We start from the raw sequence: 13,962 nt of genomic DNA, 5'->3' as shown, positions 1-13,962 counted from the left end.
TCCACAGTGGACCGAATCCGACGTCGAGGTGCCGCTGCCGCAGATCCGTTGCGGCGAGCGGATCCAGCCGTGCGGCCCTCCCCTTGCCCTGACCGGCCCCCAGACCCGATCATCCGGAAAACTCTGCCCTGACAACCACTTCGTGGCCGATAGGGACCGAGAAACCGCCCCTCGGGTCTCGGCTGTCGCCCCGGGTCCGCCGCATCGGCTACCAATGGAGGTCGATACGGATGGAGGCCGACCCGTGCAGCTGACCCAGAGCGTGCACCACGCCGTGCAGCAGACCCCGGACCTGACGGCGACGATCTTCGGCGACCGGGTGCGGACCTGGGCCGAGAGCGTGGATCGGGTGGCCCGGCTGGCGGCGGCGCTGACCGACCTGGGGGTCCGGCAAGGTGACCGGATCGGCCTACTGGCGCTGAATTCGGACATATATCACGAGTTTCTGCTGGCGGTGCCGTGGGCGGACGCGGTGCTGATGCCGATCAACACGAGGTGGTCGGCGAACGAGATCGCGTTCTCGCTCCGGGACTCGGACACCCGCGTGCTGTACGTGGACGACACGTTCGCGCCGATGGCGCCGCAACTGCGGGAATTGGCCCCTTGTCTGGAAAACGTCATCGAGGGTGCGGCGGCCGTCGACCGGCTGATCGCCGACCACGAGCCGGCGCCGGACGCCCGGCGCGGCGGTGACTCGCTGGCCGGCATCTTCTACACCGGCGGCACCACGGCGCAGCCCAAGGGCGTGATGCTCAGCCACAACAACATGATGGTGTCGGCGCTGGGCGCGGTGGCCGCCACCAACACGGTGCCCGGCGGTCGATACCTGCACGTGGCGCCGATGTTCCACCTCGCCGCCCTCAGCGGCTGGCTGCTGCACAACGTCGTCGGCGGCACGCACGTGCTGCTGTCGCCGTTCACTCCGGTGGGTATGGCCGACGCGATCGAGCGGCATCGGGTGACGGACACGCTGGTGGTCCCGACGATGCTCCAGTTGCTGGTCGACTCGCCGGCGACGGCCGAGCACGACCTGTCCAGCCTGCGCCGGCTGGCCTACGGCGCGTCGCCGATCTCGGACGCCCTCCTCGACCGCTCGACGAAACGCTTGCCCGACACCGAGTTCACGCAGGCCTACGGCATGACCGAGCTGGCGCCGATAGCCACCCTGCTCGGCCCCGACGCGCACCAGGTGCCCCGCCTGCGCCGATCCGCCGGCCGCGCCGCGCCGCACGTCGAAGTTCTCATCGTGAACGAACACGATGTCGAGGTGCCGCGCGGCGACATAGGCGAGGTCGTGGCCCGCGGCGACAACGTGATGCTCGGCTACTGGAACCGGCCCGAGGAGACGTCCCAGGCCCTGCGCGGCGGCTGGCTGCACACCGGCGACGCCGGCTACATGGACGAGGACGGCTTCGTCTTCCTGGTCGACCGGCTGCGGGACATGATCGTGTCCGGCGGCGAGAACGTGTACTCGGCCGAGGTGGAGAACGCCCTGGCCAAGCACCCGGCGGTGGCCGCGTGCGCGGTGATCGGCGTGCCGGACGGGGAGTGGGGCGAGCGCGTGCACGCCGTGGTGGTGGCAGTCGACGGTGTACGGCCGACCGTCGACGAGCTACGCGATCACGTCAAGGAGCACATCGCCGGCTACAAGGCCCCGCGCAGCATCGAGTTCATCGAGGTGCTGCCGCTGTCGGGGGCGGGCAAGGTCCTCAAGCGGGAGCTGCGGTCCCGGCACTGGGCCGGCCGGGACCGCAGTGTTTCCTGAGGTTTCCTAGCCGTTGACGAGCAGGTCGGCGGCGATCTCCACGCCGTCGGACGCCATCGTGGCGGCGACCGCCTTCGCGTTCGCCGCCACCTCGGGCCGCAGCACGCGGTCGAGCGCCGCGGTCAGCGACGCCACGGTCGGCTCGGTGCCCCGGTGCTCAGCGCCGATGCCGAGCTCTTCGACCCGCTGAGCCCAGTAGAACTGGTCGTAGCGGTGCGGCACGATCACGTGCGGCGTGCCCGAGATCGAGGTCACCGTGGTGGTGCCGGATCCGCCGTGGTGCACGGCCGCCGCCACCCGTGGGAACAAGCCCTGGAAGTTGGCTTCGCCGATGACAATCGCGTCCTCGGCGCCGGCCGCCAGCTCCAGGTCCGACCAGCCGCTGGAGATCACCGCCCGCCGGCCGAGCGCCCGCGCCGACTCCAGCATCGTCTGGGCGACCTCCAGCCCGGCGGTGCCGGTGCTGCCGAACCCGAAGAACACCGGCGGCTCGCCGGCGTCCAGGAACCGGGCCAGCTCGTCGGGCAGCGGACGGGTGTCCTTCATCAGCCACGCGCCCGTCTGCACCACATCGAGGTCACTCGGCTCCGGCCACGGCCCGATCGCCGGGTCCGCCGCCAGCCACGGCCGCGGCGAGTTCATGTGGCTGAGCACGTCCTCGACCGGAGGCAACCCGATCTTTTCCCGGTTGGAATTGACCGCCGGCCGCCACTGCTCGTTCCAGCGCTGCGATTCCAGCTCCCACAAGGTGCGATTGTCGACGCCCGTCGGCTGTTCCCAGGCGGGCACCGGCGCCGGCGCATGCTGCCCGGAAGGGAGTTGATTGGGGCAGAATACGGCGTAGACGTGGCGAATACCGAGTTTCTCCGCCACGGACGGCGCGGCCAACTGGAGTGCCGACCAGCCCAGCACGACGTCGCAGCCGTCGGCGGCCGGCAGCAGCGTCTCGAACTGGGTGGCCACCGTGCCTTCCATCAGCTGTTTCCGCCCCTCCGGGGTGGCCCCGAGCCGCCGGACCTCGGAGTCCGGCTTGGTCGCGGGCCGAACTTCGGGACCGAGCGGCACGAAGTCGATGCCCAGCCCTTCGATCCATTCCCGGAAATCCGGCGGCGCACACAGCCGCGCCTCGTGCCCTATTTCCCGCAGCCGCAAAGCCAGGGCCGCGACCGGTTGGACGTCACCGCGCGACCCGATGGTCGACAGCAGCACGCGCATGCGAAATACCCCCGTGGTTCGTGGACTTACGGGAGGTGATTGTGCGGGCACCCCGGGGCCTTGCGGCAAGTCCCCCATCGGATATACATTCCAATGGGAGGGAAATTCAGTCCTCCTGCCGCGGCCGCAGCTCGACGCAGCAGGCCCCGGCGCCGCCCGGCGCGAGCACCGCCTCCACCGTCCGGGCCTCGAGGCCGTCGATCATCCCCGCCAGGAACGCCCGGTTGATGCCGCACACCAGGTCGCGAGCCTTGCCCGCGAGCGGATGGAACGGGCAGTCACGCAACCGCACCGTGGTCGGTGTGTCCCGCAGCGGCTCGAAGCCGTGCCGGGCCAGCAGCCGACAGGTCATCGTCAGCGCCCGCTCGGTGCCCAGCCGCCCCGGCCGCTCCCCCTCGCGCTCGGCCACCCCGATCTCGCGGCCGCGCTCGGCGGCGATCGGCTCGGCCGCGCCGCGCGGGTCGTCGCTCAGCACCGCGTCGATCAGGATGTCGGCCAGCAGGTCGTACTGCCGGGCCGGGATGCTGACCCGCACGTCCACGTCCGAGGGCTCGTACACCTTGGGCGCCCGGCCGACCCGGCCCGCGCCCTCGTAATGGGCCCGTAGCAGGCCGGCGTCGACCAGCTTGTCCAGGTGGAACGCGGCCAGCTTGCGGGAGATGCCGACCGCCGAGGCTGCCTCGTCCCTGGTCACCGGGTGGCGGGCGGCGCGGATGAAGTCGAACATGCCGCGACGCAGGTCGTCGTCGAGGGCGGCCACGGCGCTGATCGCCCGATCGGTGCTCACCCTAACCAGAATATCGCCTACGAGCGTGTCCGCAACCACACTTCTTGACCTGCGACGTTGATAAGACCAACATCTATTGGCGAAACTGGAGCGAAGGAGGCGGCATGCACGCGTTACGGGTCGTGCCCGAGCACACTGCCGGCGTCGACCTCGACGCCGCCGAACGCGCCGCCGGCGACCTGCTGCGCGCCCTCGGTGTCGACACCGACAACGAGAGCCTGCGCGCCACGCCCGGCCGGATGGTCCGGGCCTACGCCGAGCTGTTCTCGCCGCGCCCGTTCGACCTGACCACGTTCCCCAACGACGAAGGCTACGACGAACTGGTGCTGGCCCGCAGCATCCCGGTGCGGTCGGTGTGCGAGCACCACCTGCTGCCGTTCGTCGGCGTCGCGCACGTCGGCTACCTGCCCGACGCGCGCATCCTCGGACTGTCCAAACTGGCCCGTGTCGTCGAGCACTTCGCCAGCCGGCCGCAGGTGCAGGAACGGCTGACCAAGCAGGTCGCCGACTGGCTGTCGGCCCAGCTGCAGCCCAAGGGCGTCGGCGTGGTCATCGAGGCGGAGCACACCTGCATGACCCTGCGCGGCGTGCGGGCCTCCGGCTCCAGCACCGTCACCTCCACCATGCTCGGCACGCTGCGTTCCGACGCGCGGTCGCGGCAGGAGTTCTTCGCGCTGGCCGGGGTGAAATAAGCTGGTTCGGGTGTCGAACCGTCCCGAACTGGTTGCCCTGCGGTCGTTCCTGAGCGTGTACCGGACCGGCGGGGTCGCCCGGGCGGCCGAGGCGCTACGGCTGTCCCAGCCCGCCGTGTCGCATCATCTCAAGGCCATCGAGGAATCGGTCGGGCGGCCGCTGTTCCGACGGGCCGGGCGGGGCATCACGCCCACCGAGGCCGGGCACAGCCTGGCCGCCGAGGTCGCCGAGCACATCGACGCCCTCGAGGGCGCCCTGGACGGTCTGCGCTCCGCCACCCTGTCCGGCGCCGGCCCCGTTTTTGTCGGCGCGCCCGTCGACCTGCTCGAACGGTTCGTGGTCACCCGGATGTCGCCGCTGCTGGCCGAAGGGCTCACCGTGCGGTGCCGGGTCGGGCTGTCGCCCGATCTCGTGCAGGCCGTGCTGCGGGACGAGATCGACGTGGCGCTGCTGACCAAGATCGAGGGCGTGCCCACCCGGCGGATGTATCTCGTGCCGCTGTTGGAGGAGCGGTTCCTGCTGGTCGGGCCGGCCGGCGACGAGCCGTACGAACCGGGGCAGGAGCGGCGTTTCGTCGGCTACTCCGAGGAGATGCCCATGGCTCGGCGGTATTTCCGGGAGTGCTGGGCCATTCGGCCGCCCGCGCCCGCGCTCATCGTCAACGACTTCCGTTCCGTCGTCGCCGCCGTGCTCGCCGGCGCCGGCCTGACCGTCGCCCCGCACTATCTGGTCGAGGAGCACCTCGCCGCCGGCCGACTGGCCGTGCTGCACCGGCCCGCGCAGCCCGTCGTCAACTCCGTGCACATCGGCACCCGGCGCGGGCGGGAACACCTGCCCCGGATCCGGGCCGTCTTCGGCGCACTGTCCTCTTTGGACTGATCCGTAATGGCGTTGACTCCTCCCCTTGCCACGGCGACGATTGCGCCTCGAAGGGAGGTGGTCCGCCGTGGGCGTACTGGTGCTCAACGCGAGCATGGAACCGCTGCACACCGTGTCGGTCCCCCATGCCGTCCGCATGCTCGTCCGCCGGGTCGCCGAGATCCACGAGGCCGACACCGGCGCCAAGTTCGGGCACTACCCGCTGCCGCGGGTCGTCCGGCTCGTTCGCTACGTCGTCATGAAGTGGCGCTACAGCCGCCCGCCCCGCTGGTCCCGTCGCGGTGTGCTGCAACGGGATCACCACCGCTGCGCCTACTGCGGCCGGCCCGCCGACACCGTCGACCACGTCCTGCCCCTCTCTCGCGGCGGCGCCCGCACCAGCTGGCTCAACACCGTGGCCTGCTGCGCCCGCTGCAACGCCGCCAAGGGCAGCCGCCTGCTCGACGAGGCCGGCCTTCGCCTGCTCGTCACCCCGCACGCCCCATCCTGGTTCGAACTCCAGGCCTGACCCCACGTGAGTGGCTTACTTGGTCCCTGGGGCCAAGTAAGCCACTCACGTGCGCAGGCCCGTGGTGATCAGTCCTCGACGAGTTCGCCTTCGAGGAGGCTCATGACGATGAGGTCGTGCCACTTGCCGTCACGGCGGAAGCGTTCGCGTTCGCGGCCTTCCTCCACGAAGCCGAGTTTCTGGTACACGTGGCGAGCGGGGTGGTTGTCGGGGACGACCCAGAGGGAGATGCCGTGCAGGCGCATCTGGTCGAAGCCGTAGCGGCAGAGGACGCGGATGGCGTCGGTGCCGTAGCCGCCGTTGCGGTGGGAGGCCTCGCCGATGTAGACGTCGAGCTCGGCGCGGCCGTTCTCGGGGTCAGCATCGGTGAGGGCGATGGCGCCGATGGGGGTGCGGTCGGCGAGGGTCTCGACGCAGAGGATGAGCTTGTCGTACGTGTTGCGAGGGCGGTCCTCGCCGAGACGCTTGGTGAGCTGGGCCAGGGACTCGGGATAGTCGTTGATCATCCAGCGGCCGACCTCGGGATCGGCGTTCCACCGGTAGAGGGCCTCGGCATCGGAGGGCTCGAAGGCCCGGAGTCGGACGAGTTTCCCGGTCAGCATGGGCCGAAGCTAGCAGCGAAGGGCAAGCGAATTAGCTGTAGGCGGCGAGGAAGCGTTGGGCGTGGGACTCGTCGAACTGGGGGTTGAGCGGCCCGCGGATGCTCTGCAGGCAGTCCTCGATGTCCACCGAGGGATCGAGCAGGCCGGCGCGGCCGACGTCGATGAGGTGGACGGAGTCGGCGGCGATGAGCACGTTGGGCAGGCAGTAATCGCCATGCCCGACAACGGGTCCGGAGCCGAAGGGGCAGTCGCCGGGGTCGAGGGAGTGCAGGAAGCGAAGTGTCTCACCCATGATCGTGGCGACACTGTCCCGTTCGGACGGTGACCACGGGTCGGAGGCGGGACGGCCGGGGGCGGCGGCGGTGTGCAGCCAGCCGCGGCCGGCGTCGAGGACAGCGGGCACCGAGACACCACGGGAACGCAGCCACAGCAGGCGATCGCGTTCGGCATCGACAAGGTCGGCGGCGGCCTCGTCCTCGGCGGAAGCGGTCTTGAGGTAGCCGGAGCCATCGAGGTAGCGAAGGACCCGAGCGCCGGAATGGCCGTGGGTGACGACTTCGTGCGGACGGTCCATCAGCGGGCCGCCCGAACGACCAGCGTCGCCAACTGACGGCCGGCGTCGTCGTCGAGCGACGCGTGGTCGAGCAGCAGGCGGTACCAGAGCACACCGAAGACTATGTCCAGCAACATCTCCGGATCGACGTCGGCGGCGATCTCGCCACGGGCGGAGGCTCGGGTCAGCACGGTGCGCAGGGCATCGCGGCGGCCGAACAGGAAGCGGTCGCGGAACTGGGTGGCGAAGGTGGGGTCGAGCAACGCCTCGGCCATCAGCCCGACGAGCACGGGACGCTGCCCACGCTGCCGGAAAGTGGCGGTGAGAAAGGCGTCGAGATCGGCGTGCAGCGATCCCTCGTCGGGCACGGTGATCTTGCTGGCGGCCTCGTCGAGCAAGGCGTCGAGCACCACGTCGGCCTTGGACGGCCACCAGCGGTAGATCGTCTGTTTGCCGGCGCCGGCCCGGGCGGCGATGCCCTCGATGGACAGCTGCGAATAGCCACGTGAGGTCAGCTCGTCGATCGCGGCGGACAGGATCGCCCGCCTGGTCGCCTCGCTGCGCGGCCGCCCCGGTTTCCGGTCCCCAGTCACGCCACCCAGTTTACAAGACGCAGCGTCTCGCTTTAGTATCGAGACGGAACGTATCGAAACGAGGGGGTGCACGCCATGCGCGTTGTCGTGCTGGGCGGGACCAATGGCATCGGTCTGGCGGTCGCGGAACGGCTGACCGCCTCCGGGGCCGAGGTGACGGTCACCGGCCGCGATCCCGAGCGGCTGGCCGCGGTCAAGGACCGGGTGGCGGCGGCCGAGCAGGTGGACGCCACGTCGGAGCCGGAGCTCGCGGCGTTCTTCGAGCGGACCGGCGAGTTCGAGCACCTGGTGCTGAACTTCAGCCCGGGCGCGGTCGGCCTGGGCCCGATCCGGGAGGTGCCGACCAAGGACGTCCGAGCGGCGTTCGAGGGCAAGCTCTTCGCGTACCTGCACGCGATCAAGATCGCCCCGGTGACGGAGTCGGTCACGATGGTGTCCGCCGCCAGCGCCCGGGCGGCCGCGCCGGGGCTGAGCACGCTGGCGGCGGTCAACGGCGCGATCGAACGGGTGGTGTCTCCGCTGGCCGCCGAACTGGCGCCGGTGCGGGTGAACGCGGTCTCGCCGGGCGCGATCGACACCGACTGGTGGTCGTTCATCCCGGCCGACCAGCGGCGGCAGCAGTTCGCGGCGTTCACCGACGAGCTGCCGATCAAGCGCCCGGGCCGGCCCGAGGAAGTGGCGGACGCCATCGCCTACCTGATCGGGGCGTCCTACGTGACGGGCAGCGTGCTACCCGTCGACGGCGGTATGACTGTCGCCTGACAACCGGAATCCCGCCTGTTCCTCCAAGAACGCCGGGGCCATCAGCTCTCCGTCGACAGCCCCGAATCGCTCCAAGGCCAAGCGGTGCAACGAGGCGACAAGCGAGGTCACGGCATGGGGCGTGCCGGCATCAGCAGCGGCACGCTCCACGGATTCCAGTTCCTCCAGGCAACGGTCCAGCCCGAAGTCGCGAAGGTAGTCGCCGGCGAGCAGCGCGGGAAGGTGCTTCGAGGCGAAGGCGCTGTCGCCGGCGCTGCCGGCCAACAAAGATCGCATACGGTCCGGGGAGACGCCGTGGCGTTGCGCCAGGAGCAGGGATTCCGTGGCCAGCACGGCATGTCCGAACCACTGGAGATTGATCAGCAGCTTGGCCAGGTAGCCGGAGCCGTGATCGCCGACGTGGTGGATGGTGGAGGCGAAGGACCGCAGCAGCGGGGTGGCGTCCGCCAAGTCGTCCGGATCGCCGCCGACGTACAGGGTGATGGTGCCCTCGCGCATGGCCGAAACGCCGCCGCCCATCGGGGCGTCGAGCACGCCACGGCGGGCATGCCGTTGCCCCACCTCGAAAGAGCCGCTGGTCAGGTCTATCCACAAGCGACAGTCCACAGGGGAATACCGGGCCAGCTCGGCATTGCCGGGCAGCGCGGTGAGGACGACGTCGCAGCCGGCGACGTCCGATACCCAGCGACCGCCGGCAGCTTCCACCGCCGACCGGCGGTCGAGGATGTCGGTGGCGACGACGTCAAACCCGGCGGCGACCAGCCGGGCGATCAACGGGGTGCCCATTCGCCCGACCCCGACCACTGCGACCGTCATCAGCATCCGCCCTGGGTTTGAAGGTGTTCCGGTAGTCCTGCGGGCTGACGCCGACGATCCGCCGGAACGACGGCCGCAGCGACACGCCCGCGGTGAAGCCGACCTTGCGGGCGATGGCGTCCACCGGCATGTCGGTCTGCTCCAGCATCCGCTGCGCGTGCAGGATCCGTTGGTGCAGCAGCCATTGCAGCGGCGAGATGCCGACGACGGCCCGGAACTGCCGGTCGAAGGTGCGCCGCGAGAGGTGCGCCTGGGCGGCCAGGGTGTCGACCTCCAGCGGCTCCTCCAGGTGCTCCAGGGCGTACGTCATGGCCCGGGCGAGCTGGTCGCCGTCGGGCATGGCCAGGATGGGGTGGTCGATGTACTGGGCCTGCCCGCCGCTGCGCTGCGGCGCGACGATCATCCGGCGGGCGATGGCGGTCGCCGCCGAGGCACCCCACAGCCGGCGCACGACGTGCAGGCACGCGTCGATACCAGCCGCGGAACCGCCGCTGGTGATCACATCGCCGTCGTCGGCATACAGGACGTCAGGGTCCACCGTGATCCGCGGGTACGTGGCGGCCAGCACCGGGGCGTGGAACCAGTGGGTGGCGGCCCGACGCCCGTCCAGCAGCCCGGCGGCGGCGAGCACGAACGCCCCCATGCACTGCCCGACGACCAGCGCGCCGTCCTCGTGGGCCGCGCGCAGGGCCCGCAGCGCCGGCTCCGGCGGCCGCTCGGCCGTGTTCCGCCACGACGGCGCGACCACGATTCCCGCTCCGTCCAACGCGTCCAGCCCGAACGGCGGCACGAACTGGATGCCGCCGGTGGTGGTCAGCGGGCCGGGTTCGGCGGCGACCGGCCGGATGGTGAAGGCCGGTGCGCCGCTGGAGGTCCGGTCCGCGCCGAACACGCTGATCGGCACCGAGGTCTCGAACATCGGGGCCCGGTCGAACATCAGCACCGCGACGGTGGCCTTGTCCCGGCTCATTCCGCCAGTATCACCACTTCGCCGGGCGGGGGCATGACCAGCCGGTCGGACAGGCCGCGCTTGGCGAACGCCGCCGGCACCGCGGACCGGTCCTCGGTGAAGTGCCCCCAGCCGTCGATGTGGATCGGCACCACGATCTTCGCGTCGAGGATCTCCGTCGCCCGGGCCATCTGGTCGGCCCCGATCGTCAGGTAGGCGTCCATCAGCGTGCTGCGGCCGTGGCCACCGAACAGCACGGCGATGTCGATCGGGCCGACGTTGTCGGCGATCTCCTGGACGATGCCCAGCGACGCGTTGTCCCCGCTGACATAGACGCGCGGCCGGTCCGGGCCCGAGATCACGAACCCGCGCACCTCGCCGGTCAGGTACTCGCTGCCCATCGGCCCGTGCCGCGCCGGCACGCCGGTGATCTGGACGTCGCCGACCTGAACGCTCCGCCACAGCGGCAGTTCCCGCGCCGGCCCACCGATGCGCTCGGCCGTCCCCGCGGTGCCGAGCACGAGCGGCACCCGGCTCAGGTACTCGCGGCCGAGGTCGTCGAGGTTGTCCGGATGCTGGTCGTGGGACAGCAGGACGGCGTCCACCCGGCCGAGCTCGTCAGGGGCGAGCGCCGGCCCGATCAGCTTGACCTGGACGCGGTTGCCGATCGGGTGGTCGCCGGGCGGGTCGAAGGTCGGGTCGGTGAGCAGCCGGACGCCGCCCAGGTCGAGCAGCGCCGTCGGGCCGCCGACGAATTGCACCGTTGTTCTCATGAGCTGATCGTGCGCGACCCGGCTCGTCCGCCGTGAGTGGCCGGCCAGCTGACCAGCGATCGATTCCAGCCAATGGTAATTGCGAGTTCAACTACTCCGCGCGTACACTGGCCGGCGTGCGCGAACTGGGCCTTCGTGACACCAACGGCATCCTCAGCCAGCCGTGGGTGCGGCCGCGGCGGTCCAGCGCCGGCCTGGGCCTGGACCAGGTGTTCGTCTCCACACAGGCCGAGCGTGCCTACCGGGCGCGCTTCGACGCGGCGGCGACCAGCATGGTGATCCTGCACCTGGACGGCCCGGTCAAGGTCCGCCGCGGCCGCGACCGGCCGTGCACGGTGCCGGTCGGCGGCCTCTTCGTGCACCCGGCCGGGCACGATCTGACCGTGGAGCTGGGCGGCGGCCTGAACACCGTGCACGTCTACCTGACCGACGCGGCCTTCGGCCCGGAGCAGGTCCGGCTGAACGAGGAAGTCGGCGCGGTCGATCCGCTGGTGGAGCAGCTGATGCTCGCCCTGGACGGCGTGCTGCGCGACTGGGAGCCCTCGGCCCGCACCTACGTGGACCACCTGACGACCCTGCTGGCCAGCCACCTCGCCCGCCGACGGCAGCCGCCACCGACGGTGGGCCTGACCGAGCGGCAGCTCGCGGCCGTGCGGGAGCTGATCGAGGACCGGATCGCGGAACCGTTGCCGCTGGCCGATCTCGCCGACGCGGCGGCGCTGAGCGTGAGCCAGTTCGTGCGCCAGTTCAAGGCCAGCACCGGCGACACGCCGCACCGCTACCTGGTCGGCCTGCGTCTCCGCCACGCGCAGCGGCTGCTGCGGACCGGCACGCTGCCGATCGCGGACATCGCCGTGCGGTGCGGATTCAGCCACCAGGAGCACCTGACCCGGGTGATGCGGTCCCGGCTGGGCACCACCCCGGGCGCGGTCCGCGCGCACGCCCAGAACGTGCAGCCGGGCGCGCATTCCGTGCAGGCGAAGGCGTTCTGACCGGGCGATACTCGGCCGATGACCCACGACACCGACGTCCTGGTCGTCGGCAGCGGACCGGCCGGCGGATCGGCCGCCCTACTGCTGGCCACATACGGCATCCAGACGACACTGGTCACCAAGTACGGCTGGGTGGCCAACACCCCGCGGGCGCACATCACCAACCAGCGCACCATGGAAGTGCTGCGGGACCTGGGCATCCAGGCCGAGGCGGAGGCCAAGGGCACGCCCCAGCACCTGATGGGCGACACCGTGCTGTGCACGTCGCTGGCCGGCACCGAGATCGGCCGCATCCGCACCTGGGGCACCGGCGACGCCGCGCTGACCGAGTACACCGCGGCCAGCCCCTGCGGCATGATCGACCTGCCGCAGAACTACCTGGAGCCGATTCTGGTCGGCAAGGCCGCCGAGCGCGGCGCGAAGATCCGCTTCGACACGGAGTTCCTTTCCCTGCACCAGGATGAGGACGGCGTCACCGCCACCGTGCTGGACCGGGTGCGGGGCGAGACGCAGACCATCCGGGCCCGCTACCTGATCGGCGCGGACGGCGGCCGCAGCCTGGTGGCCGAGCAGGTGGGGCTGCCGGTGGCCGGCCGCACCGGCAAGGCCGGCAGCATGAACATCGTCTTCGACGCCGACCTGAGCCGGTACGTGGCCCACCGGCCGAGCATCCTGTACTGGGTGATGCGGCCGGGCGCGGAGACCGGCGGCATCGGCATGGGTCTCGTGCGGTGTGTGCGGCCGTGGCACCAGTGGCTGTTGACCTGGGGGTACGACATCAACCAGGCGCCGCCGGAGGTGGACGACGAGGCGGCGACGGCGATCGTGCGGGACCTGGTCGGCGATCCGGAGCTGGCGGTGCGGATCAGCTCGACTTCACTGTGGACGGTCAACCACAGTTACGCCACGGCCTATTCGGCCGGCCGGGTGTTCTGTGCCGGCGACGCCGTGCACCGGCATCCGCCGTCGAACGGCCTGGGCTCCAACACGTCCATTCAGGACTCGTACAACCTGGCCTGGAAGCTGGCGATGGTGCTGCGCGGCGAGGCCGACCCGGCGCTGCTGGACAGCTACACCGCCGAGCGGGCCCCGGTGGGCCGGCAGATCGTGGACCGGGCCAACCTCAGCCGGGACCAGTTCCTGCCGATCTTCGAGACGCTGGGCATCGCCGGCGGTGGCGACGACGAGGCGATCACCCTGGGCATGAAGGCGCTGGACGCGCCGGATGCCGACGGGGCGGCGCGGCGGGCCCGGATGGCCGAGGCGATCGAGTTGAAGAACTACGAGTTCAACGCGCACGGTGTGGAGCTGAACCAGCGCTACCAGTCGTCGGCGGTGGTCCCGGACGACTCGCCGGCGGAGGTGTTCCGGCGTGACAAGGAGCTCTACCACCAGCCGACCACCCGGCCGGGGGCCAAGCTGCCGCACGCCTGGCTGGTCGGGGCCGACGGACATCGACTGTCCACACTGGACCTGGTCGGCCATGGCCGGTTCACCCTGCTCACCGGCATTTCCGGCACAGCCTGGGCCGACGCCGCCGCGGGGCTGCCGGTCGCCGCAGACCGGATCAGGGTGGTCCGGATCGGGGTGGACGGGCTGCGCGACGCGTACGGGGATTGGCTGCGGGCCAGGGAGATCGACGAGGACGGCGCGCTGCTGGTGCGGCCGGACGGCTACGTCGCCTGGCGCGCCGCACGGCTGCCGGCCGATCCGGCGGCCGCGCTGGCGCGGGCGTACACCTCGGTGGTCAGGCCTGCTTCGGCTCCATGCTGAGCGCGACCTCGAACTCCAGCAGGTTGGCGCCCGTGGAGACGGGCTGGCGGGAGCCGGCGTGCGCGGCGCCGGCCGCGGGGCCCGAGCCCCAGGCCTTGAACGCCTCGTCGGACTCCCAGCGGGTGTAGACGAAGTACCGGCTCTCGCCGCCGACCGGGCGCAGCAGCTCGAAGCCCAGGAAGCCGGGCACCGAGTTCATCGCCTCCGCCCGGGCGGCGAACCGCTTCTCGATTTCCTCGCCGGCGCCCTCGGGCACGTCAAGCGCGTTGATCTTCACGACTGCCATGCCGCCAGCCTACGCC

General features: G+C 71.0%; 16 protein-coding genes. 7 read left to right on the top strand and 9 right to left on the bottom strand.

The genetic code is table 11. From position 1 onward, the window contains the following. Nucleotides 1-244: 244 nt before the first annotated feature. Nucleotides 245-1,765: an acyl-CoA synthetase gene (locus JJ691_RS00700; RefSeq protein ID WP_211766836.1), complete on the top strand. Its 1,521-nt coding sequence runs from the start codon at nucleotides 245-247 to the stop codon at nucleotides 1,763-1,765. 6 nt (nucleotides 1,766-1,771) lie between these two features. On the opposite strand, the gene JJ691_RS00695 is transcribed toward JJ691_RS00700, so the two are convergent. Both JJ691_RS00695 and JJ691_RS00690 read right to left on the bottom strand, forming a co-directional pair. Next, nucleotides 1,772-2,980, bottom strand: a complete 1,209-nt coding sequence (locus tag JJ691_RS00695; protein ID WP_211766835.1) for a glycosyltransferase — start codon at nucleotides 2,978-2,980, stop codon at nucleotides 1,772-1,774. Between the two features lie 106 nt (nucleotides 2,981-3,086). Next, nucleotides 3,087-3,707: a helix-turn-helix transcriptional regulator gene (locus tag JJ691_RS00690; RefSeq protein WP_249228171.1), complete on the bottom strand. Its 621-nt coding sequence runs from the start codon at nucleotides 3,705-3,707 to the stop codon at nucleotides 3,087-3,089. Nucleotides 3,708-3,871: 164 nt separating this feature from the next. Here JJ691_RS00690 and folE point away from each other — a divergent pair, with 164 nt between their 5' ends. The 3 genes from folE to JJ691_RS00675 all read left to right on the top strand — a co-directional run bounded on the left by folE (nucleotide 3,872) and on the right by JJ691_RS00675 (nucleotide 5,847). Further along, complete coding sequence (gene folE, locus JJ691_RS00685; RefSeq protein ID WP_211766833.1) at nucleotides 3,872-4,459, top strand: GTP cyclohydrolase I FolE; 588 nt, start codon at nucleotides 3,872-3,874, stop codon at nucleotides 4,457-4,459. A 10-nt stretch (nucleotides 4,460-4,469) separates the two neighbouring features. Beyond that, the gene (locus JJ691_RS00680; protein ID WP_211766832.1) at nucleotides 4,470-5,339 is read left to right on the top strand and encodes a LysR family transcriptional regulator; all 870 of its coding nucleotides are present in this window, start codon (nucleotides 4,470-4,472) and stop codon (nucleotides 5,337-5,339) included. A gap of 67 nt (nucleotides 5,340-5,406) precedes the next feature. Further along, entirely contained in the window at nucleotides 5,407-5,847 is a 441-nt protein-coding gene (locus tag JJ691_RS00675) for an HNH endonuclease (protein WP_211766831.1), read from the top strand. Between the two features lie 68 nt (nucleotides 5,848-5,915). On the opposite strand, the gene JJ691_RS00670 is transcribed toward JJ691_RS00675, so the two are convergent. Genes JJ691_RS00670 through JJ691_RS00660 form a run of 3 tightly spaced genes read right to left on the bottom strand, consistent with a single transcriptional unit; the run spans nucleotide 5,916 to nucleotide 7,595 of the window. Then, the gene (locus JJ691_RS00670; protein ID WP_211766830.1) at nucleotides 5,916-6,449 is read right to left on the bottom strand and encodes a GNAT family N-acetyltransferase; all 534 of its coding nucleotides are present in this window, start codon (nucleotides 6,447-6,449) and stop codon (nucleotides 5,916-5,918) included. A gap of 31 nt (nucleotides 6,450-6,480) precedes the next feature. Next, the gene (locus tag JJ691_RS00665; RefSeq protein WP_211766829.1) at nucleotides 6,481-7,023 is read right to left on the bottom strand and encodes a phosphotransferase; all 543 of its coding nucleotides are present in this window, start codon (nucleotides 7,021-7,023) and stop codon (nucleotides 6,481-6,483) included. Beyond that, nucleotides 7,023-7,595, bottom strand: coding sequence for a TetR/AcrR family transcriptional regulator (locus JJ691_RS00660; RefSeq protein WP_211766828.1), 573 nt, complete (start codon nucleotides 7,593-7,595; stop codon nucleotides 7,023-7,025). Before JJ691_RS00660 ends, JJ691_RS00665 begins: the two co-directional genes overlap by 1 nt. Before the next feature lie 75 nt (nucleotides 7,596-7,670). On the opposite strand from JJ691_RS00660, the gene JJ691_RS00655 reads away from it, so the two are divergent. Further along, entirely contained in the window at nucleotides 7,671-8,357 is a 687-nt protein-coding gene (locus JJ691_RS00655) for an SDR family oxidoreductase (RefSeq protein WP_211766827.1), read from the top strand. Here JJ691_RS00655 and JJ691_RS00650 read toward each other — a convergent pair. Genes JJ691_RS00650 through JJ691_RS00640 form a run of 3 tightly spaced genes read right to left on the bottom strand, consistent with a single transcriptional unit; the run spans nucleotide 8,325 to nucleotide 10,895 of the window. Continuing rightward, on the bottom strand, nucleotides 8,325-9,143 hold the full coding sequence (locus JJ691_RS00650) for an NAD(P)-dependent oxidoreductase (protein WP_211766826.1): 819 nt from the start codon (nucleotides 9,141-9,143) through the stop codon (nucleotides 8,325-8,327). The two genes, JJ691_RS00655 and JJ691_RS00650, sit on opposite strands and share 33 nt — an antisense overlap. Then, nucleotides 9,100-10,143 carry a GlxA family transcriptional regulator gene (locus tag JJ691_RS00645; protein ID WP_211766825.1) on the bottom strand — a complete coding sequence of 348 codons (1,044 nt, stop codon included), beginning with the start codon at nucleotides 10,141-10,143 and terminating at the stop codon, nucleotides 9,100-9,102. Before JJ691_RS00645 ends, JJ691_RS00650 begins: the two co-directional genes overlap by 44 nt. Beyond that, complete coding sequence (locus tag JJ691_RS00640; protein ID WP_211766824.1) at nucleotides 10,140-10,895, bottom strand: MBL fold metallo-hydrolase; 756 nt, start codon at nucleotides 10,893-10,895, stop codon at nucleotides 10,140-10,142. Before JJ691_RS00640 ends, JJ691_RS00645 begins: the two co-directional genes overlap by 4 nt. 116 nt (nucleotides 10,896-11,011) lie before the next feature. On the opposite strand from JJ691_RS00640, the gene JJ691_RS00635 reads away from it, so the two are divergent. After that, entirely contained in the window at nucleotides 11,012-11,887 is an 876-nt protein-coding gene (locus JJ691_RS00635) for an AraC family transcriptional regulator (RefSeq protein ID WP_211766823.1), read from the top strand. Nucleotides 11,888-11,905: 18 nt separating this feature from the next. After that, the gene (locus JJ691_RS00630) at nucleotides 11,906-13,660 is read left to right on the top strand and encodes an FAD-dependent oxidoreductase (protein WP_211766822.1); all 1,755 of its coding nucleotides are present in this window, start codon (nucleotides 11,906-11,908) and stop codon (nucleotides 13,658-13,660) included. Here the strand turns inward: JJ691_RS00630 and JJ691_RS00625 are convergent. After that, the gene (locus tag JJ691_RS00625; RefSeq protein ID WP_211766821.1) at nucleotides 13,635-13,946 is read right to left on the bottom strand and encodes an antibiotic biosynthesis monooxygenase family protein; all 312 of its coding nucleotides are present in this window, start codon (nucleotides 13,944-13,946) and stop codon (nucleotides 13,635-13,637) included. The two genes, JJ691_RS00630 and JJ691_RS00625, sit on opposite strands and share 26 nt — an antisense overlap. Nucleotides 13,947-13,962 lie beyond the last annotated feature (16 nt).

The sequence above is a fragment of the Kutzneria sp. CA-103260 genome, assembly GCF_018263855.1.
In the GTDB taxonomy this organism is placed as follows: Bacteria; Actinomycetota; Actinomycetes; order Mycobacteriales; family Pseudonocardiaceae; genus Kutzneria.
This window is presented reverse-complemented; position numbering and strand designations above follow the sequence as displayed.